19 protein-coding genes are annotated in these 19,730 nt (G+C 46.4%); all 19 read right to left on the bottom strand.

Annotated elements, in window-relative coordinates:
• Positions 1-325: 325 nt before the first annotated feature.
• Positions 326-1,294, bottom strand: a complete 969-nt coding sequence (locus AB840_RS09005) for a D-2-hydroxyacid dehydrogenase (RefSeq protein ID WP_048514507.1) — start codon at positions 1,292-1,294, stop codon at positions 326-328.
• A gap of 70 nt (positions 1,295-1,364) precedes the next feature.
• Positions 1,365-2,267 (bottom strand): ATP-binding cassette domain-containing protein, encoded by a 903-nt coding sequence (locus tag AB840_RS09000; RefSeq protein ID WP_234984825.1) that lies wholly within the window; start codon positions 2,265-2,267, stop codon positions 1,365-1,367.
• A complete protein-coding gene (locus AB840_RS08995) occupies positions 2,267-3,286 on the bottom strand; it encodes an ABC transporter ATP-binding protein (RefSeq protein ID WP_048514505.1) in 1,020 nt (339 codons plus the stop codon). The genes AB840_RS09000 and AB840_RS08995 overlap by 1 nt, the downstream gene beginning before the upstream one ends.
• On the bottom strand, positions 3,283-4,845 hold the full coding sequence (locus tag AB840_RS08990) for an ABC transporter substrate-binding protein (RefSeq protein WP_048514504.1): 1,563 nt from the start codon (positions 4,843-4,845) through the stop codon (positions 3,283-3,285). Before AB840_RS08990 ends, AB840_RS08995 begins: the two co-directional genes overlap by 4 nt.
• A gap of 22 nt (positions 4,846-4,867) precedes the next feature.
• Positions 4,868-5,770 carry an ABC transporter permease gene (locus AB840_RS08985; protein WP_048514503.1) on the bottom strand — a complete coding sequence of 301 codons (903 nt, stop codon included), beginning with the start codon at positions 5,768-5,770 and terminating at the stop codon, positions 4,868-4,870.
• Positions 5,743-6,756, bottom strand: a complete 1,014-nt coding sequence (locus AB840_RS08980) for an ABC transporter permease (RefSeq protein ID WP_048514502.1) — start codon at positions 6,754-6,756, stop codon at positions 5,743-5,745. Before AB840_RS08980 ends, AB840_RS08985 begins: the two co-directional genes overlap by 28 nt.
• Before the next feature lie 230 nt (positions 6,757-6,986).
• Entirely contained in the window at positions 6,987-7,925 is a 939-nt protein-coding gene (locus AB840_RS08975; protein WP_048514501.1) for an ornithine carbamoyltransferase, read from the bottom strand.
• A gap of 132 nt (positions 7,926-8,057) precedes the next feature.
• Positions 8,058-9,992, bottom strand: coding sequence for a heavy metal translocating P-type ATPase (locus AB840_RS08970; RefSeq protein WP_048514500.1), 1,935 nt, complete (start codon positions 9,990-9,992; stop codon positions 8,058-8,060).
• A gap of 85 nt (positions 9,993-10,077) precedes the next feature.
• Positions 10,078-10,296, bottom strand: coding sequence for a cation transporter (locus AB840_RS08965; protein ID WP_048514499.1), 219 nt, complete (start codon positions 10,294-10,296; stop codon positions 10,078-10,080).
• A gap of 153 nt (positions 10,297-10,449) precedes the next feature.
• Positions 10,450-10,647 carry a cold shock domain-containing protein gene (locus AB840_RS08960; protein ID WP_048514498.1) on the bottom strand — a complete coding sequence of 66 codons (198 nt, stop codon included), beginning with the start codon at positions 10,645-10,647 and terminating at the stop codon, positions 10,450-10,452.
• Between the two features lie 103 nt (positions 10,648-10,750).
• Complete coding sequence (locus AB840_RS08955; protein ID WP_048514497.1) at positions 10,751-11,287, bottom strand: dihydrofolate reductase; 537 nt, start codon at positions 11,285-11,287, stop codon at positions 10,751-10,753.
• Positions 11,287-12,078, bottom strand: a complete 792-nt coding sequence (locus AB840_RS08950) for a thymidylate synthase (protein WP_048514496.1) — start codon at positions 12,076-12,078, stop codon at positions 11,287-11,289. Before AB840_RS08950 ends, AB840_RS08955 begins: the two co-directional genes overlap by 1 nt.
• Before the next feature lie 5 nt (positions 12,079-12,083).
• Positions 12,084-13,910: a DNA helicase RecQ gene (gene recQ, locus AB840_RS08945; protein WP_048514495.1), complete on the bottom strand. Its 1,827-nt coding sequence runs from the start codon at positions 13,908-13,910 to the stop codon at positions 12,084-12,086.
• A gap of 92 nt (positions 13,911-14,002) precedes the next feature.
• A complete protein-coding gene (locus AB840_RS08940; protein ID WP_048514494.1) occupies positions 14,003-15,190 on the bottom strand; it encodes an aminotransferase-like domain-containing protein in 1,188 nt (395 codons plus the stop codon).
• A 144-nt stretch (positions 15,191-15,334) separates the two neighbouring features.
• Complete coding sequence (locus AB840_RS08935; protein ID WP_048514493.1) at positions 15,335-16,522, bottom strand: aminotransferase-like domain-containing protein; 1,188 nt, start codon at positions 16,520-16,522, stop codon at positions 15,335-15,337.
• 75 nt (positions 16,523-16,597) lie between these two features.
• Positions 16,598-17,533 carry a bifunctional riboflavin kinase/FAD synthetase gene (locus tag AB840_RS08930; protein ID WP_048514492.1) on the bottom strand — a complete coding sequence of 312 codons (936 nt, stop codon included), beginning with the start codon at positions 17,531-17,533 and terminating at the stop codon, positions 16,598-16,600.
• 5 nt (positions 17,534-17,538) lie between these two features.
• Entirely contained in the window at positions 17,539-18,429 is an 891-nt protein-coding gene (gene truB / locus AB840_RS08925) for a tRNA pseudouridine(55) synthase TruB (protein ID WP_048514491.1), read from the bottom strand.
• Positions 18,426-19,370 (bottom strand): DHH family phosphoesterase, encoded by a 945-nt coding sequence (locus AB840_RS08920; RefSeq protein WP_048514509.1) that lies wholly within the window; start codon positions 19,368-19,370, stop codon positions 18,426-18,428. Before AB840_RS08920 ends, truB begins: the two co-directional genes overlap by 4 nt.
• A 5-nt stretch (positions 19,371-19,375) precedes the next feature.
• Positions 19,376-19,723 carry a 30S ribosome-binding factor RbfA gene (rbfA, locus tag AB840_RS08915; RefSeq protein ID WP_048514490.1) on the bottom strand — a complete coding sequence of 116 codons (348 nt, stop codon included), beginning with the start codon at positions 19,721-19,723 and terminating at the stop codon, positions 19,376-19,378.
• Positions 19,724-19,730: the final 7 nt, after the last annotated feature.

Below are 19,730 nucleotides of genomic sequence, written 5' to 3'. Positions count from 1 at the left end.
TCTGTATCCATGATTTCTAACGCACAAACCAGTGCCTCTGTGAAAATCCGCATAAACAGCTGCAATAATTTTGTTTCGCGTATGATCGCGGTATCGGATTCCTTTATTGTTTTGATAATTTCTGCTATAATATATTCCATGAGAAGACCTTCGGTTGTGATATATTTTGCTGGCTAGGCAATATATCTATTATCTAGGTCTTTTCTTTTTTTTGCAATATCTTACCGAGAACTATTTTACACTAAGTCCCCGAAAATAATGAACCATGCTCCCGGGTACAGAGGCTTCTGTCCGTTCGCAGAAGTCCTGACCCGCCAGAGTTTTCCTATTTTTTATATCCGGTCATACGATCTACAACGTTTTGCAATGGCTGTCCGGATAGAAAATGCTTGAGATTTTCCGCAGCAATACGCACGATGGTATCATGTGTGGCCTGCAAATGATATCCGCCGGAAATATGGGGCGTAATGTAAATGCCTCTGGTATGCCACATCGGATTATCCGGAGGCAGCGGTTCCGGATCCGTCACATCAACGGCAGCACCGGCAAGGTGTCCACGTTGCACCGCCTGACACAACGCCTCCTGCACAACGTTTGTCCCACGACCCACATTGAGAAAATAGGCGCCTTGCTTCATAGCAGCAAAGCGATCCTGGTCGAATAGATGATACGTAGCCGGCGTATCCGGCAGGCTGGATGCAACAATATCCGCCTTTCCCAGATATTCGTCCAGTCTCTCCATCGTTCCCATTTCATCGGCTTCCGGCGGTACGGAACCGCTGCGCCGCCGCATACCGATGACGTGGGCTCCCATGGCCTTCATCCGTTTACCGAATTCGCGTCCAATATCGCCAAAACCAATAATCAGCACAGAAGCGCCATAGACCGAGGCAACCTGACCTTCGTCGTGCCAGCAGGCCGCCTTCTGATTGTCATAATATGCATATAGTTTCTTCATCATGGCCATGACAAGACCTGTCAGGTGTTCTGCAATGGCCAGTCCATAAGCCCCTGTTGCATTGGTAAGCTGTACATTCTCAGAAAGTATGCCTTCCTGGCAATACGTATTTGCTCCGGCACTGTTCAGCTGAAGCCAGCGCAGCCTGGGCGCATGGCGCAGCAGCTCCGGCGCGATATTTCCGATAATAATATCCGCATCGGCTAACTCTTCTTCCGAGGCCTGAGCGCTGACCGGTCCCTGTACGGGCAAATACACAAACTCGTTATTTCCTGCCGCCTGCCGAAGCCAATCTTTATGCACATCATTGACTTCCATTGCTACTAATATTTTCATGATATATCTCCCTTCCCATGTAAAAAAACCTTCGCTACATCATTAAATGTAACGAAGGATACGCATATTGTCAAGCTTTTCCCGCATGACACAGCACAAAATGTCCCGGCATCACTTCCGTCATCGCACCTTCGAGAGACAAAAGGGAATGGTCAAAGGCCGGTACTCTTTTCTGCCTTTCGTAGGCAGGATCCGGTTTTAAAATGGACGCCAGCAACAATTTTGTATACGGGTGAAGCGGCTGCTGAAACAGTTCTTCCGTTGAGCTTATTTCCACCAGCCTCCCGCCGTACATTACTGCCGTCCTGTCGCTGATATACCGAACCACAGCCAGATCATGCGCGATAAATAACATAGAAAAATGCTGCTGTTCCTGCAGATCTTTGAGCAAGTTTATAATCTGCGCCTGTATGGATACATCGAGAGCCGCAATGGGTTCATCGGCAATGATCAGCGACGGCGCAATCCCCAGACAACGGGCAATAGCCACACGCTGCCGCTGTCCGCCGGACAGTTCTCCGGGACAAGCCTGTCCATAACGCCGATCCAGTCCGACGCTGCGGAGCAGTTCCTCTATCTGCTGGCGTCCGTCCTTTGCGTTCTTCCATTTCCCTGCAAGAATCAGTCCTTCACGGATACTATCCGCCGCTGTCATACGGGGATTAAGCGCCCCATCAGCATCCTGAAAAATCATATGCATTTCCCGCTGTATAATACGGCGCTGTGTTTTGCGGACAGCGTGATCTGAAATGTGCATATCTTTAAAATAAATATCTCCTGCAGCAGGTTCATACAATCCCATCAGAATCCGTGCCAGCGTCGATTTGCCGCAGCCCGATTCGCCTATGAGTCCCACCGTTTCATGGGCCTGTATGGCGAAGGATACGTCATGGACCGCCTCTATCGTCTGGCCTGCTCCTAAAGAAAAAATTTGACTGATATGCCGTACATCAAGCAGCGGATTCTTCATCATTATAGCTCCCTTTGCCGACAGCACAGCGGCGGTACAACGCAAGGCGCCCGCTTGTCCAAAAGCCAGGTCGCAGCCTGATGTGTCGGCGAGATTTCAAAAAAAGGCGGTGCTTCTTCATAATCAATATTGAGGGCATAGGGATTGCGATCCGCAAAGGCATCCCCCCGAGGCGGACAGAGCATATCAGGCGGCATTCCCTCAATGGCCTTCAGCCGCTGACCCTGTTCCACTGCCGAGGGCAAGGCTGACAGCAATCCCCATGTATACGGATGCCGCGAATCATAAAATATTTCATCCGCCGTGCCTATTTCTACAAGCTTTCCCGCATACATAATACCTACCCGGTCGGCCAACCGAGCCGCAACACCCAGATCGTGAGTAACAAAAACAATAGAAAGCCCGGTCTGCCGGCGCACATCTTTGAGCAGATCAAGAATCTGCATTTGAACAGTTACATCCAGCGCAGTTGTCGGCTCATCAGCCAGCAGCACCTCCGGATCCGAGGCCAGAGCAATCGCCAGCGCGCAGCGCTGCCGTTGCCCACCGGAAAAGGCCTGCGGCAGCAAAGTCAGACGCTGCATCCCGTGATCAATGCCGACCAGCTGCAGGAGTTCTGCTGCCCGAGTATCTGCTGCCTGCCTGCTCAACTTCTGCCGACGGCAAATCGCCTCCCGCAGCTGGGCTCCCATAGACATAGACGGATTCAGCGTCGTCAGAGGATTTTGAAAAACCATAGAGAGAATCGTGCCGCGTAATTCCTGCATTTGTTTTTCTGTATACTTCGTAATATCCATACCTTTCACAAAGATATTTCCTTGTTTGATACGGGCAAAACGAGGTAGCAATTTCAGTACCGAACGGCATAATACAGATTTGCCGCAGCCTGATTCACCGACCAACGCCAAAATTTCGCCATGGTGCAGCGACAAAGAAATATCACGAATAGCCTCAATTTCCCCTGCTGCCGTATCAAAACTCAGTGACAGATGCCGAATTTCCAAAGAATTTTCTTTTATCATTGCATATCCCAGTCTTCCACATTCCACATGACGCCGACGGCATGATGTCCCAGCACCCGTTCCGTCGATAATCCAGTCACCTTTTTATCGGCTACGTAGTTTCCGTCCAGATACGCCACCATAATATAAGCCGGATTATCTGACCATGCTTGCTGGAACTGATTGTAGGCATGCTTACGGACTGCCGGGTCATACGACGCCCGTGCCGCTCCCAGCCATTCATCGACTGCCGGATTGCTGTAATGAGTATAGTTACCGCTGGCGTTTGTATAGAATAAATCATACGTGCCATTATCCGGATCGAAGGGTGCCGCCTGGCCAATGAGGAAGCATTCCAATATCTTCCAATCCAATTTGGGCACAATTCGTACTTTCATATCCACACCGGATTGCTTAAGCTGACTGGATGCAATTTTGGCAATATCCACCCGTTCCTCTTCATACTCACGAGTGTCTACGCTGAAGGATAATTTTTCACCATCTTTTTCATAAATACCATCAGAACCAGGTTTCCACCCTAATTTCTCCACTTTTTCTTTAAACAAAGCTGGATTATAGTCTCTATGCTCCACATCAGGGTCATTATACTCCGTATTTACCTGCAAGGGGCTGTATGCCACTGCACCCTGTCCGGTAAGAACACTATCGACAATGGCTTTTTTATTCAGCGCATAACCTAAAATAGGAATAAGTTCACCGTGCTTTCTCCAAAACGGCGCATTGAAATTAGGCGCAATGGCCCGGTAGTCAGCGGTTTTAAAATCATACACCGTAAACTTGTCATTACCGCGGAACACCTTGGCATTTTGCGCGTTCAGCCAAGCCAGATCTACTCCGCCTGATTTTACCTGAGCGGCTTTGGCATTTTCATCTGGAATAATTTTAAAAATAATTTTACCTATTTTTGGGACTTTTCCATAGAAATCTTTATTTTTTTCTACAATAATGGACTGTCCCTTGTCCCAGCTGACAAATTTATACCGGCCCGTACCGACGGGATGCTGATTGAAAGGGTCCGTCATAATATCCTTCCCCTCCAGCAGATGCTTAGGCAATATACCAATCGTCAAATAATTGAGCATCGCTGAATTTGGCTGAGACAGCTTGATCCGAACCGTATAATCATCCACCGCCGTCACTGCTTCAATCTCTTTGTAATTATCCGTAATGGAAGCTTCCAAATCCTTATTATGCTTCAGCGTATCCAGCGTAAATTTGACATCTGCCGCGGTAAAAGGCTGTCCATCATGCCACTTGACATTCTCTCTCAAATGAAAAGTATAGGTCAGTGACGCCGGATCAAATTCATATGATTTAGCCAAATCTGGAATAGGCTTTCCTTTGGCGTCATACGTCATCAGCCCTGAGAAAATAATATCAGGCAGTTCATCATGCGTATTTAAAATGGAATTGATCGTCGTGTAATCCGCACTGGCATAGGTCAGAACCTTTTCACCGCTGTTTCCGGTGCTGTTGCTGCCACAACCGGAAATAGCCAGACACAACAGCAGGGCTGTTATACACACCAAAAACGATTTTAAAAATTGTTGGGTCTTCATATGTTCCTCCTTGAATAGTTGACTATAGATTACTGCAACCGCGATTGACTTCATGGCGCAGGTAATGACCGATACAGGTCATACACACCAGTGTAACGACAAGAAACAGTCCTGGGATCAATATAATCCACCACGAGTTGGTCAAAAGAGCCCGGCTGGACAAAGACAGCATCGTCCCCCAGGAAACTATTTCAACAGGAAGTCCTATACCGAGAAAGCTCAGTGTTGCTTCCATCATCATGCCGGAACCGATGCTCGATACGATCATAAACATGACCGGAGACAGAAAGTTGGGGAGCAAATGATACCATACAACATGAAAAAAGCCGCCTCCCATCGTACGCGAAGCCAAAACATAATCACTGTTGCGGATCTGTCGCACTTCACTGCGGACGATACGGGCCAGATTCATCCACGTCGTTGCCCCGATGATCAGGGATATGGTAAAAATATCCGGTGCAGGGATAAATGCCAGTAAAAGCAGAAGAAGCAGGATTGACGGAATACTGCTGATCAGCTCGGCAGCGCGCATCATGACGGTATCCACCAGCGGCGACGCCGTCCCGCTCAGGCAGCCATACACAATTCCGATACATGCCGACACAATCATGGACAAAAAACCGACGGCCAAGGATACACGCCCGCCATACCATATAATAGAAAAAATATCCCGCCCCAGTCCATCCGTCCCGAAATAAAAGGAAGAATTAGGCGCTTCATTGAGATGCTGAAGGTAAAACTGAGCGGGATCGTGATTGGCAATACAGGGTGCCGCCGCACATCCTGTACAAATAAGTATCAGGAGCCCCATAGAAACCACAGGATAATCACGCCAAACATGGTGCCACAAGGACGGCGCCGCCGCACGCTTTGTTTCCCGGCGGTCACCCGGCCCGGCTAAGCGGAACGATGTGAGCGGTTCCATGACGCGCCTCCTTCCGCAGTCTTCATGCGGCCGTCAATGCGTTCGTTGACAGCCTGCGCAATAAGCCCCGATGCAATGACCAGCGCCCCTGTAATCAATACAATCAGCATAAGAAGATTATAGTCATGATACTTGGCGCTTTCGATCGACAAATGGCCAATGCCCGGATAAGAAAAAACCGCTTCAACGACATAGGTTCCTCCCAATATATGATTAACGGAAACTGCCATAATACTTACAATGGTAGGCGCCACGTTGCGCAGGCAGTGGGTACAGACGATATAGAAACGGCTGAATCCCTTTACTTTAGCCAAAAACACATATTCCTGCCGCGTTTCATCCAACAGCTTATTGCGTATCATGTAGGCATAATACCAGACATGGCTGATAACCATAACCAACATTGGCAGTACCAGATGCTCCAGCCGGTTCAGCACATTATCGGACTGCCCCGGATCATATGCCCCACTGCCGGGCAACCAGCCAAGATTGACGTTGAACAGCAAAATCAATACCAGCCCTACCCAAAATGCCGGCAGATAAAAAACAATCGTCCCAATTTTACAAATAGCCCTATCAATCCATGTATCTTCATGCAAGGCGCAACAAACTGCCAGCCCAATCGCCAATATAAATACGATCGCATAAGAAATACTGCCCAAAAGCAAGGTATTGCCAATCAGTGCACGTATCACGTCGAGAGCCGGCTCCTTGTATTTAAAAGAAATACCGAAATCTCCCTGCACTGCATGGTGCAGCCAAGACAGATACCGCTGATACACCGGACCGTCCAGGCCCAGACGCTGCCGGGCCGCTTCATGCTCAGCCGGGCTCATTTGTTCTACCCGTTCTCCATAAAAAGACTGTAGCGGATCCCCCGGCGCATAAGAAGACACATAAAAAACAGCAATGGATAATATGCCCATCGCAATGACAAATACAGCAAGCTTACACCATATCGTATGATACATTTTTTGAAAATTCATATATAAACACGTTCCATTCTATAAATTAATCAGACTCCGTATTTATATATCATATACAAAAAAAGCATTGCCAACAAGCCGGGTAGGGGGATGCAAATCATAGCACAAAAAAAAAATTTAAGAAACCATCAAACCTGATACATCAAAAAAAGCAGAGATTCATATTGCTGAACCTCTGCTTTTGCATCTATATACAAAATTTCAATCTGATATATTCCCTTTTATCTGAATCAACCCAACGTACCGGTCAGCAGATATACGAGAAGTCCTTTTTCGGCATGACGGCGATTTTCCGCTTCATCAAGAATTGTTTCCAAATGCTGTTCCATAATATCCTGCGTAATTTCAAAACCGGGATGAATCGGCATATCATGAAATACCAGCGTATCCGTTTCCGCCATGAGTTCGGCATCAATCTGGTAAGGCATCATCATGTTTATGATAGAGTCCTTCTTTTCCGCATAGCCTGGATTGGTAAAAAATTCCATATCAACCCAGGTGTCTGTATAAACACAATCCACATCGGCAACAACCTTTTTCAATTCATCCTTAGAAATATCCGTCGGCAGTTCCACATAATGCCCAGTCTGTTTTAAATCATCATAAAAGGTATCCCCAATCGCCATAACCTGACTGAACGGCGTCAAGCCATAAAGGGTTCCGCCCAATTTGGATACAATTTCACTCAGTGAATTATACGTGTTATTTTTGGCTCCTATATAGAGAACCTTGGCATCAAAACGGCCTGTCTTTTCGTACAGCGTCAGCATATCAGCCAAGGCCTGCGTCGGATGGAATGTATTGTCACAACCGTTGATGACCGGCACGGTAGCATTTTTCATGAATCCCAGCGTCGTTTCCGCTTTTTTGAAGCGCCCCATAATACAATCCACATTACGGCAAACGTATTTGACCTCGCTCATCAGATCACCAATCGTAAAATTGCTATCAGACCATTTCTGATTATATGCTTTGCCGCCTAATTCTTCCATGCCGATCACAAAGGACAGATACGTACGATTGGATGTTTTTTCAAATAACGTGTATAATTTTTTTCCATCCAATACATGAGACCACGCTGCCTGATCCTTTTTGATTTTTTCTGCCAGCAGTAAAATTCCTTTCAGCTCATCTGCCGTATAATCTGCAAAACTATTCGTGTGCTTCATTCTATATACATCCTCCAAACTATAACAACAATAACCTATCATGTGTGTATATCATAGCATAGGACAGTATACATTGCAAGTTTTTATGCATTATTTATTCAATTTCATGCAATAGCATAAGATCATATTTTTTTATGCGCTGCGCAGAGACACGTTTTTCTGTTGATCCACTCCTGACTGTTCCGTATATTTTCTGACAAAAAGAGCCCGCATGGCATTGAAAACCGCCAGAATCATAACACCCACATCCGCAAAAATAGCCAGCCACATATTTGCCAATCCCAAGGCGCCTAAAACGAGGCATACCACTTTGATGCCAATGGAAAACACGATGTTTTCGTGAACAATCGCCATACATTTGCGGGCAATACGGACGGCTGTAGAAATCTTCATCGGATCATCATCCATGAGGACAACATCAGCCGCTTCAATAGCTGCATCAGACCCCATCGCTCCCATCGCGATCCCAATATCGGCGCGGGACAGGACCGGCGCATCATTGATGCCGTCCCCCACAAAAGCCAGCGTCGATCCAGAGGCCTTCTTTAAAAGCAATTCTTCCACTTTTTTGACCTTATCTGCCGGCAGCAATTCCGCATATACAGCATCCATTCCTAAAGATACCGCTACCTGATTGGCAACCTTATAACTGTCGCCGGTCAGCATTACCACACTGCGTACGCCTTCCCTGCGCAGCGCGGCAATCGCCGGCTTGGAAGCAGGCTTGACAATATCGGCAATAACGATATGTCCGGCATAGACTCCATTGACTGCCATATGTACAATCGTCCCGACTTGGTGGCAGTCTATATAAGAAATATGAAGACGCTTCATAAGCTTGGCATTACCAGCAGCCACCTGTACACCATCTACCAGCGCTATAACACCATTGCCGCCGACTTCTTGAATATTCGTTACACGGCCTCTGTCGACTACTTTACCATAAGCTTTTCGCAAACTTTTGCTGATCGGATGAGATGACGCGCTTTCAGCAAGCGCTGCATACTCTAATAACTTTTTATCATCAATAACATTATGATGAATAGCATTGACTTCAAATACACCTTCCGTCAAAGTACCGGTCTTATCAAATACGATAGATTGTGTCTTAGCTAGTGTTTCCAGATAATTGGAACCTTTAATGAGAACACCGGCCCTGCTGGCGCCGCCAATACCAGCAAAAAAGCTAAGAGGAATGCTGATAACCAAAGCGCAAGGGCAGCTGATAACCAAAAAGGTCAACGCACGATACACCCATTCTCCCCACACCGGAGGCAGTCCCCAAAAATACATGCGTACCAGCGGCGGCAGTACGGCCAGCGCTAAGGCACTGTAGCAGACAATAGGAGTATACACACGAGCAAACCGGGAAATAAAAGCTTCTGATCGGGATTTTCGGGAACTGGCATTTTCAACAAGATCCAAAATTTTGGAAACCGTCGATTCCTCAAATTCTTTTGTCGTCCTGATTTTTAAAAGGCCGGTCATATTAATGCAGCCGCTGATAATTTCTTCTCCCTGACTGATATCACGCGGTACACTTTCTCCAGTAAGAGCGCTCGTATTCAGCGTCGAGCAACCTTCCACAACGACGCCGTCCAAGGGTACTTTTTCGCCAGGCTGTACAAAAATGACTGTCCCGACTGCCACTTCATCGGGATCGACCCGCATGAATTGTCCATCTTGCTCAATGTTAGCATAATCCGGCCGGATATCCATCAATTCGCTGATATTGCGGCGGCTTTTGCCGACTGCATAGCCTTGAAACCATTCCCCAGTCTGATAAAACAGCATAACAGCAATCGCTTCCGTATAGTCGCCGTTATCAGATACTGCCAAAGCCATGGCTCCCAGCGTGGCTACTGCCATCAAAAAATTTTCGTCAAAAACCTGTTTGTTTTTAATTCCTTTGACTGCCTTAATCAAAATATCGTACCCGACCAATATATAGGGAACTAAATACAATAAAAAACGAGATACCCCATCCACAGGCACAAATTGCAGGGCTATCATCAGCAGGGCAGACAAGACAATACGCGCGAGCATCTTCTTTTGTTTTTTATTCATTCCAAGCACCTCTCTCATATGATCAACCGTTCATATATATTGATAAAAAACGCCCGTGCTGGACATACTGCCGAGCGCTAACTCTCTACAGGAAAATTTCACAGTCATCATCGACTTTTTTACAGTTTTTAACAACTTCTTGCATAACAACGCCGGCATCCTGCCCTTCTTCAAATTCTACCCTCATTTTTAATGTCATAAAATTAACAGCCGCATTCTTGACACCTGTCGTCTTTTTTGCCGCATCTTCCATTTTGTTAGCGCAGTTTGCACAATCAACATCAATTTTGTAAGATTTTTTCATTGCTATGGCTCCCTTCAACATATGATCTATTATTCATTTGTTCATATTTTAAATATAATATACCAAGTCCAATGCTATTTGTCAATAGAGACAGAAAAAAACCGGTAACCATTAGGTTACCGGTAAAAGGTCCATTATAAACTATAACTAAAATTAAGCTTTAGTTACGTTAGCTGCCTGCGGTCCACGAGCACCATCGACGATGTCGAATTCAACTTCCTGACCTTCTGCCAGGGATTTGAAGCCGTCTTCCTGGATAGCTGAAAAATGTACAAATACATCGCCGCCATCTTCTCTTTCAATAAAGCCATAACCTTTTTCTGCGCTAAACCATTTTACTTTACCGTGCATAACAAAATCCTCCTAAAAAAACAATTCCAGCTATCTTGTAGCTCTTTTGTTAGTGTATCATAAGAATTCGTCAATGTCAACCGAATTTATATCAGAATTTTTATTAGATATCTTTTAAATTTTCAGAAATTTCAGAATCACATGCCTCGCTGACTTTCCGTACATAATGATAAAACGTAAAGTCATGCGGGTTTTTCTCATCTGCTTCATGGGCTTCACAACTCATCGCATACCACTGTGTTTTGTCAACCATTGGAAAAAAAGTGTCGGCAGGAAACGTTGCGGCAATTTCCGTCAGATACAAGGTATCCGCCTTATCTATAAACGCGGTATACAAAGAGGCACCGCCAATAACAAAATATTCCTGATCCTCGTCCAGGCAGCTGTACAGCGAATCTATGGAGTGATATACCGAAATCCCCTCCCGGCCTTCACAATACCCCTCTTGATGGGTCAGAATAATATGCCGGCGCCCTGGCAGTATCCCCGGCAGGCTTTCAAAGGTTTTGCGGCCCATAATAATCGCATGTCCCATTGTCAGCTTTTTAAAGTGCTTCAAATCAGCTGAAAGATGGCACAGCAGATGATTATTCCTACCGATTCCGCCGGCCTGATCAACAGCGGCAATCATATGTATCATCAGACGGCTACCTCCATGGATATTTTTCCTAAATGCTGATATTGATCTAATTGGATATCGTCTGTTGTGAAATCGTAAAAATCATGGATATCCGGATTAATCTGAAGCACAGGAGCTGCCAGCGCACCACTGCGGCGGGCCAGCTGCGTCTTCATAGCTTCTACATGATTTTCGTAAATATGAGCGTTATTGATGACGTGGGTAAAAAGTCCCGGCTTGAGTCCGACAGACTGTGCAATAAGATGAACCAAAACGGCGTATTGCGCCATATTAAAAGGCACACCCAGGCCCATATCGCCGCTGCGCTGGACTAGCATGCAGTTCAATCGGTCATCTGCCACATCCCAAAGTGTCTGATACGCACATGGCTGCAACGCCATATCGGGCAGGTCTTCTATATTCCAAAGGGATACAATCATTCGCCGGCTCTGCGGATCCTGCTTCAGGGTATTCAAAAGCGTATCCACCTGCTTATACTTTCGTATCTGATACCCATAAGCTTTGCCAATCGTGCCATCCGGACGCATCCATTCATCCCATACGTGGCAGTTCATTTTCTGCAATTCCCGTACATCGTTGCTTTGCAACTGCCAGATCCACAGCAGTTCCTTGACAGCGGTCTTAAAGGCAACAAATTTCGTCGTGAGAATAGGAAATTCTTCCGACAAATCAAACTGCATTATTTGATGCGGCAGCTTATAGGTGCGGACACCTGTGCGATTATTGGCAAAATAGCCTGTCTTCAATATTTTTTCAACTATATCCAGGTACTGTGTATCTGCCTTACTCAAAAAAATCACCTCTGTGTATGTGTAAATTGATCTATGGCTAGTATAAACTGTTTTCCATATTTATTCAATTTGAAATTACCAACACCTTTGATTTCTGCCATTTTCTCCAGCGAATCCGGCTTACGATCCGCCATTTCCCATAAGGTAGCATCTGAAAAAATCACAAAGGGCGGTATATGCTCTTGCTGCGCCAATTCATACCGGGCAGCCCGCAATACATCGAAAAGCGGGCGCAGCGCCTCTTCATCAAAGGAGGCGGTCTGCTTCTTACCCTGCCGCCGCGGCAGAACTGCAGCCGGTTCCAGTACAGCTGCGGCCCGTTCCTGTATGACCCGTCCCTGACCGGACAAAACTTCCCGCCCTGCCGCCGTTAAAGAAACCAGCGGATACTTACCTTCAGACTGTTCTAAATACCCGTCCTCAATAGCAACGCGGACAATATCACGAATCTCTCCGGTTGAAAAATCTCCCAGCATGCCGAAAGAAGAATTATGCTGAAATCCGTAGCGTTTAATTTTAATGCTGCCGCTTCCCTTCAGAATATCGCAGACCATCGTCATGCCGAACCGGCCTTTCAATTCATCCACGCACAGACAGATACTGCGCACCTCTTGTGTTCTGTCTTCCTGCACCGTTTCCTGATCGCAGTTGCCGCACTTCTCACAGCGCTGCCACTCAGGTTGTTCACCAAAATAGGATAAAATATAATGCCGCAAGCAATGCCTGCCCTCGCAATATTCTACCATACGGTTTAGCATGCTCAATTCTTTTTCCTGCTGCTCCGGATTATGAACAGACATTTCAATGAGATATTTTTGAATCATAATATCCTGCCGTCCAAAAAGAAGAATACATTCACCAGGGGCTCCGTCTCGGCCGGCCCGGCCGGCTTCCTGATAGTAGCTTTCAATATTCTTAGGCATCTGGTAATGAATAATAAATCGAACATTGCTTTTATCGATTCCCATGCCAAAAGCGTTCGTTGCCACAATGACAGACACCTTGTCATACGTAAATTTTTCCTGCGTCGTGCGCCGGTCTTCGTCGCTCATACCGGCATGGTAGCGCCCTACCTTACAGCCACGGCGGCGCAGCTCCATGAAAATACGGTCGACTTCCTTACGCGTAGCCGCATAAATGATGCCGCTTTCATCCGCATGCCGGCCCAGATAGGATAATACAAAAGCCATTTTATCACCATTGGAAACGACACGGAAATACAAGTTCGGCCGATCAAAGCCGCCGATAAAAATACGTTCCTTCTGCAATCCCAGCAGCGTCATCATATCTTTTTTTACTTTTTCCGTCGCCGTCGCCGTAAATGCTCCGATCACAGGACGCTGCGGCAATACCTGTATCCATTCCCTGACAGCACGATAGCTGGGCCGGAAATCATGTCCCCATTGCGATACGCAGTGCGCTTCATCAATGACTAGCATAGACACGGGAATCGTCTGCATAAAAGACGTAAAAAATTCATTCTGCAGACGTTCTGGTGAAACATAGACCAGCTTTACCCGACCGGCGCGAATAGCGCCAAAGCGCTGCTTAGCTTCTTCAAACGTGCATTGACTGTTGATATACGTCGCTGGAATCTGCTGATTGACAAGTGAATCGACTTGATCCTTCATAAGCGATATAAGCGGTGAAACGATCAGCGTAATTCCCGGCAGTAACAGAGCCGGTATTTGAAAGCACAGCGACTTTCCAGCGCCGGTGGGCATGATTGCCAGGCAATCCCGTTTTTCAAGAAGCGTTTGAATCACCTCGGCCTGCCCTGGCCGGAAGGAGGTATATCCAAAATATTGCTTTAATACTTGTAATGGTTCCACAATAGCTCACCTTTCCCGGAACAAATACAGCTGCCGCCGGCAGTAAAAAAGGACATGCCTGCAGCATGTCCTCTGTTATTTCTTTGTAACGCTTATTTTGCCAATGCTTCTTTCAGGACATCACCCAACCGCTTAATGCCTTCTACAATTCGTTCTTCCGGCATATTGGAATAGTTCAGGCGGAAATGGTTCCGGTGTCCGCCATTCGGGTAAAAAATATTTCCAGGAACATAAGCCACATTTTTAGCCAGACATTTTGGCATCAATTCCGTGGCATCAAGCTGTTCCGGCAGTGTTACCCAGGTAAACAACCCCCCTTGCGGATACGTAAAGGTAATGCCTTCCGGGAAATATGTTTCCATCGACTGATACATAAGATCGCGGCGTTTGGCATACAAGGCCGTGATTTTTTGAATATGGGCTTCCATATCATACATACGGCAGTAATACGCGGCCTGACGCTGTCCAAAGGTAGAGGTACCCAGATCGACAGCCTGTTTAAATTTGACAAATTTATCAATAATTTCCGGATTTGCAACAATCCAGCCAAGGCGCAGACCCGGCATGAAAATTTTCGAGAAGGATCCGAGAAATACGACCTTATTCTGTGTATCCATCGATTTTAGAGATGGTAATTTTTCAATATCATACCGAATTTCGCCATACGGATCATCTTCTAATACAATAACATCATATTTATTGATAATATCCATAAAAGCCCTGCGTCGTTCGACCGGCCAAGTAATGCCCGTCGGATTCTGAAATTCAGGTATAACATAAATCATACGGATCGTATCGTCAGCTGCCAGGATTTTTTCCAATTCTTCAGGAACAATCCCCTTATCGTCCGTCGGAACTTCCGTATATTTGGGACCAACCGGGTTAAATGCCATAATAGCACCCATGTAAGACGGGCTTTCCATCAAAATCATCTGATCCTTATCCACGAGAATCTGTGACAAAATAAACAAAGCCTGCTGCGAACCAGTCGTGACGACGACGTCGTCAGGCTTGCAATCCACAAAGAATTTATCCTTCATCCGTCTGCAAATTTCTTCACGAAGAGGGACATATCCTTCTGTCGTGCCGTATTGCACCGCCTTGCGGCCTTCTTCATTGTAAATGGCTTCATCTACCTTTTTCATTTCCTCAATTGGAAATAATTCCGGTGCAGGCAGTCCGCCGGCAAAAGAAATAACCTCCGGCTGTTCCGTTAAGGCCAATAACGCTGCAATATCAGATGCCTTCAGCGTCTGAGCAAAGCTTGAAAATCTTGTCATACAAAAACACCCCTTCATACCATTACGGTTAATTGTATTTCTCCCCAGTGAAAATATTATAGCACTTACATGCATGCAATGCAATTCAAAAAAGACATATGCGCCCGCATATGTCTTTTTGAACTACGGCAATACAATAATTTTCTATTTTGCTATTTCCTGAGTCAATACATCCCCCAGTCGTTTAATACCTTCCACAATGCGTTCTTCCGGCATATTGGAATAGTTCAGGCGGAAGTGATTGGCATTGCCGCCGTTCGGATAGAATGGGCCGCCTGGAACATAGGCAACATTTTTTTCAAGAACCTTCGGCATGATTTCTTTGGCATCCATATATTCCGGCAGCGTCACCCATGTAAAGAGACCGCCTTCTGGATAGGTAAAAGTAATTCCTTCGGGAAAAAATTTTTTCATAGAGTCACACATCAACGTACGGCGCTTTCCATAAAGATCTTTTATTTTTTCAACATGGCCATCCAGATCAAACATATCAATAAAGAAGGATGCCTGCCGCTGTGCAAAGGAGGAAGATTGCAAGTCAACAGCCTGTTTCAATTTTACGATCTTATCAATTACTTCGGGATTAGCCACCATCCATGCGACGCGGAGACCCGGCATAAAGATTTTGGAGAAGGATCCAAGAAAAATGATATTTCCCTTCTCATCCATGGATTTCAGTGACGGAACGACATCTCCGTCATACCGAAGTTCACCATACGGATCATCTTCAATGACTGGAAAATCATAATGGTTGATAATATCCATAAATGCCCTGCGCCGTTCGACCGGCCAGGTAATGCCTGTCGGATTCTGGAATTCAGGAATAACGTACATAAGACGAACGCGATCACCATATTCTGCCAAAATTTTTTCCAGCGCTTCAGGAATGATTCCTTTATCATCTGTCGGCACTTCAACAAATTTCGGATCACACAATTTAAACGCATTGATCGCTCCCAAATAGGTAGGACTTTCGACGAGAACCACATCGTCTTTATTAAGAAAGATCTGTGCCAGCAAGGACAACCCCTGCTGTGAACCAGATGTAACTACAATTTCATCAGGGTTACAGTCGACCTGAAACGCCTTTTTCATTCGTCCTGCGATTTTTTCCCGAAGAGGCAGATAGCCTTCTGTCGTGCCATACTGCACGGCCTGCTGTCCTTCTTTAGCCAAAATCTCAACATCGACCTTTGTCAGTTCTTCCAGTGGGAATAATTCCGGAGCCGGCAAGCCTCCGGCAAATGAGATTACCTCCGGCATAGTTGTCAATTTGAGCAGTTCACGAATTTCCGAGGCTTTCAAACCCATTGCAAGGTCAGAATACTTCATCACCAATCACTCCTTATAAAATAAAAGTTCCCCTGTTTCCCTATGCTTTTATTATATCATCAACATTACTTTTTTTCAATTTTTATTGGCTGAAAAATAGATTAAAGTTTTACGTTTATCTTCGCGCATTTGCGCCGTAAGTTCCTCCTTGCTGGAAAACTGTATTTCTGGGCGGAGACGCTTTTTAAAGTGCAAAAATATTGGCTTTCCGTACAGGTCTCCCTGCCAGTTGATAATATGTGTTTCAATGCGGCGGTACTGATTGGTAAATGTCGGATTGGTACCAATATTTGTCATGGCCGGAAAAAGCCGCCCATCCCATTCGACTTCTGTAATATACACACCGTCCGGCGGCACAGCCATTTTATCGGGAATATACATATTGGCCGTCGGAAAGCCGATATAGCGGCCGCGCTGATCTCCCTTGACGACGGTTCCTTCCAGCGTAAACGAGCGTCCCAGAAGATCCGCCGCCTTATCCATATGCCCCATATGAATAAGGCGGCGGATCACGGTACTGCTGATCGGCGACATCCGGCCCGGCCGCTCCAGAAGAGACAAGCCAATAACAGGAATATGATAGATATCCATAAATTGTTTTAATGAAGCTGTGTTCCCGGCAGCTTTAGCCCCATAGGTAAAATTGGCTCCTACGACAACGGCCGACGGATAAAGAGAATCCAGAATCTGCCTGCAGAAGGTATCCGGCGATTCCTGAATCAGATGGCGCGTCATAGGTAAAAGAACCAAGCCGTCAATTCCCACTTCGGCAATATAGCGTATCTTTTGTTCCACTGTTGCCAAACGGGCTGGTTCCTTTTTAGGACATAGCACCGAAAAGGGATGCGCGGCAAAGGTAATAACAACAGATTTGCCGCCGGTTTCAGCCGCTTTATCCATGGCCGTACGCATGACCTTCTGATGCCCTAAATGTACACCGTCAAATGTCCCTAAAGCGACAACGGCGCCTTTATAATCGGTTATTTCCTCAAAAGAATGAAACACTTCCATCGCTATTACCTCACAATAACATCAGCAAACATCTTATGAGGACGTATGACGTGATGCTCTTTATCAAAACGGGCAATTCCCACCAGTTTTCGGTCTTCATTATAAACTCGCAGCACCGTACCCTCTGTCAATCCATGCCCGGCAAGCGGAACGAACCGCCCTTGAAGCAAAAATGCACACTGCCCGGGAGTACATACAGCTTCCGGCAAATGCCGGATCGCCATATCTGCCGGCAAAACATACGCCTGCGGTTGTTCCTCAAGTTCCTCCAGCGTGGCCGCCTGATCAATATCAAACATACCGGCCCGCACGCGGACAAGATAGGTCATGCAGGCATAGGTTCCCAGTTTTTCTCCTATATCACGTATCAGGGACCGAATGTAGGTTCCCTGAGAACAAGTGACCTTTATGAGGCCCCGCCCTTTTTCGTACGACAAAAGGCGGATCTCATGAATTGTGACCCGCCTCCCCGGCAATGTAAAGTCCGCATGCTGCCGTGCCAGCTTATATGCTTTGACCCCATTGATGTTGATCGCCGAATATCGGGACGGCATTTGCTCGCTGTCACCACAAAAAGACTGCAACACAGCCGTTACCGCCGTCTCCTGCAAACTGTCCGGCACAGGCGCAGACGTTATAACATTACCAGTACTGTCTTCCGTATCGGTAGCCAATCCCAGCACGAATTCGGCATGATACGTCTTGATCCCACTGTCGCCGTACTCAATCAGACGGGTAGCTTGCCCGAGATATGCCGGCAGCACCCCTGCCGCCAGCGGATCCAACGTACCGGCGTGGCCTATTTTTTTCATTCCATATATACGGCGCAGCTGGCCGATGATGTCATGGCTCGACATCCCTGTCGGTTTTAATACATTGACGATTCCATTCATCATTTATGTCCTATTATTTCCTTCACTACCATTTTTTTTGCTGTCAGCAGCGGCTCATAAATGGTACAGCCCGCTGCCCGCACATGACCGCCACCGCCAAAAACGGCAGCAATCGCATTGACATCGACAGTTTTGGAACGCAGACTGACCCGTGTTTCCTGCGCGCTGATATACTTTACCGTAAAAGCAACATCAACGCCCTTGACATTGCGGGCATAATCGATATAGCTTCCCGTATGTTCTCCTGTATACTTAAGAACTTCCGGGGTAAAGGTAATCCCAGCAACGTGCTTATCATCAAAAAGCTCAATATGCCGCAGCACTTCTGATAATGCGTGCAGCTTAACCATCGACTGCGCTTCCAGATGTTCGGAAATGCAGTTCGGCCTAGCGCCGCAGTCAACAAGGACGGCTGCCATACGCAGCGTATTCCCTGTCGTATTGCTAAATTTGAAAAAGCCGCAATCCGTAGCAACGGCCATATATAATGCGTCCGCCATAGCTGGCGATATAGAAGCCTTCCAGCCGGTAAACAGATCCGTCAGAATTTCGCCGGTCGCGGCAAAATCTGGACGAATATATTCCCAATCAGCAAAATGGTCATTGGAAATATGGTGATCAATATTGAGGATTTTACCTTTTATGAGGTCAGTCACACCACCTGTCCGGTTCGGCGAGGTCGCATCCAAAATAACCGTAAGCCAAGAAGCATCGGTAACAATATCAGCCGGCTTTCTGATCTGATCAATACCCTCCAAAAAGGAAAACTTATCGTCAATATCGTCGTCAATGACCATAACTGCCTGTCTTCCTTCCTGTGTAAGCCAATAGCCGAGAGCCAGCAGGCTCCCGATCGCGTCTCCATCAGGGCTGACATGTGCCGTCAGCAGTATATGATCGTACTGCTGCAGAACACGGCACACCTCTTGGGATGAACAATTCATAATCATCAGTCCTTTTTTTCAATGTCACGAAGTATCTTGTCGATCTTCATACCATAATCCAAGGATGTATCTTCTTTAAATTCAATCGTCGGTGAATATCGAATTCCCAAGCGCCGGCCTACTTCTGTCCGAATGTAACCGGTAGCGCTTTTCAAAGCCTGCAGCGTTTCTTTTTTCTCTGTATCACTGCCAAAGAGACTGACGTATACGACAGCTTCCCGCAGATCACCGGTAATCCTCGCATCCGTTACGGTAATAAAACCGACACGCGGGTCCTTTAATTCGCGCAGGAGAATACTGGATACCTCCTGCTTAATGAATTCTTGTATTTTTCGTACTCGTAATTCTCCCATATGTCTT

The organism is Megasphaera cerevisiae DSM 20462 (genome assembly GCF_001045675.1).
GTDB classification, from domain to species: domain Bacteria; phylum Bacillota; class Negativicutes; order Veillonellales; family Megasphaeraceae; genus Megasphaera; species Megasphaera cerevisiae.
Note: the sequence above shows the minus strand (reverse complement) of the source record. Positions and strands in the feature narration are given on the sequence as shown.

Coding starts and splice junctions, on each gene's coding strand:
- AB840_RS09005 (WP_048514507.1), bottom strand. CDS start 1,294: ATGAAAATATTAGTAGCAATGGAAGTCAATGATGTGCATAAAGATTGG.
- AB840_RS09000 (WP_234984825.1), bottom strand. CDS start 2,267: ATGATGAAGAATCCGCTGCTTGATGTACGGCATATCAGTCAAATTTTT.
- AB840_RS08995 (WP_048514505.1), bottom strand. CDS start 3,286: ATGATAAAAGAAAATTCTTTGGAAATTCGGCATCTGTCACTGAGTTTT.
- AB840_RS08990 (WP_048514504.1), bottom strand. CDS start 4,845: ATGAAGACCCAACAATTTTTAAAATCGTTTTTGGTGTGTATAACAGCC.
- AB840_RS08985 (WP_048514503.1), bottom strand. CDS start 5,770: ATGGAACCGCTCACATCGTTCCGCTTAGCCGGGCCGGGTGACCGCCGG.
- AB840_RS08980 (WP_048514502.1), bottom strand. CDS start 6,756: ATGAATTTTCAAAAAATGTATCATACGATATGGTGTAAGCTTGCTGTA.
- AB840_RS08975 (WP_048514501.1), bottom strand. CDS start 7,925: ATGAAGCACACGAATAGTTTTGCAGATTATACGGCAGATGAGCTGAAA.
- AB840_RS08970 (WP_048514500.1), bottom strand. CDS start 9,992: ATGAATAAAAAACAAAAGAAGATGCTCGCGCGTATTGTCTTGTCTGCC.
- AB840_RS08965 (WP_048514499.1), bottom strand. CDS start 10,296: ATGAAAAAATCTTACAAAATTGATGTTGATTGTGCAAACTGCGCTAAC.
- AB840_RS08960 (WP_048514498.1), bottom strand. CDS start 10,647: ATGCACGGTAAAGTAAAATGGTTTAGCGCAGAAAAAGGTTATGGCTTT.
- AB840_RS08955 (WP_048514497.1), bottom strand. CDS start 11,287: ATGATACATATGATTGCCGCTGTTGATCAGGCCGGCGGAATCGGTAGG.
- AB840_RS08940 (WP_048514494.1), bottom strand. CDS start 15,190: ATGACAAGATTTTCAAGCTTTGCTCAGACGCTGAAGGCATCTGATATT.
- AB840_RS08935 (WP_048514493.1), bottom strand. CDS start 16,522: ATGAAGTATTCTGACCTTGCAATGGGTTTGAAAGCCTCGGAAATTCGT.
- AB840_RS08930 (WP_048514492.1), bottom strand. CDS start 17,533: ATGGAAGTGTTTCATTCTTTTGAGGAAATAACCGATTATAAAGGCGCC.
- truB (WP_048514491.1), bottom strand. CDS start 18,429: ATGATGAATGGAATCGTCAATGTATTAAAACCGACAGGGATGTCGAGC.
- AB840_RS08920 (WP_048514509.1), bottom strand. CDS start 19,370: ATGAATTGTTCATCCCAAGAGGTGTGCCGTGTTCTGCAGCAGTACGAT.
- rbfA (WP_048514490.1), bottom strand. CDS start 19,723: ATGGGAGAATTACGAGTACGAAAAATACAAGAATTCATTAAGCAGGAG.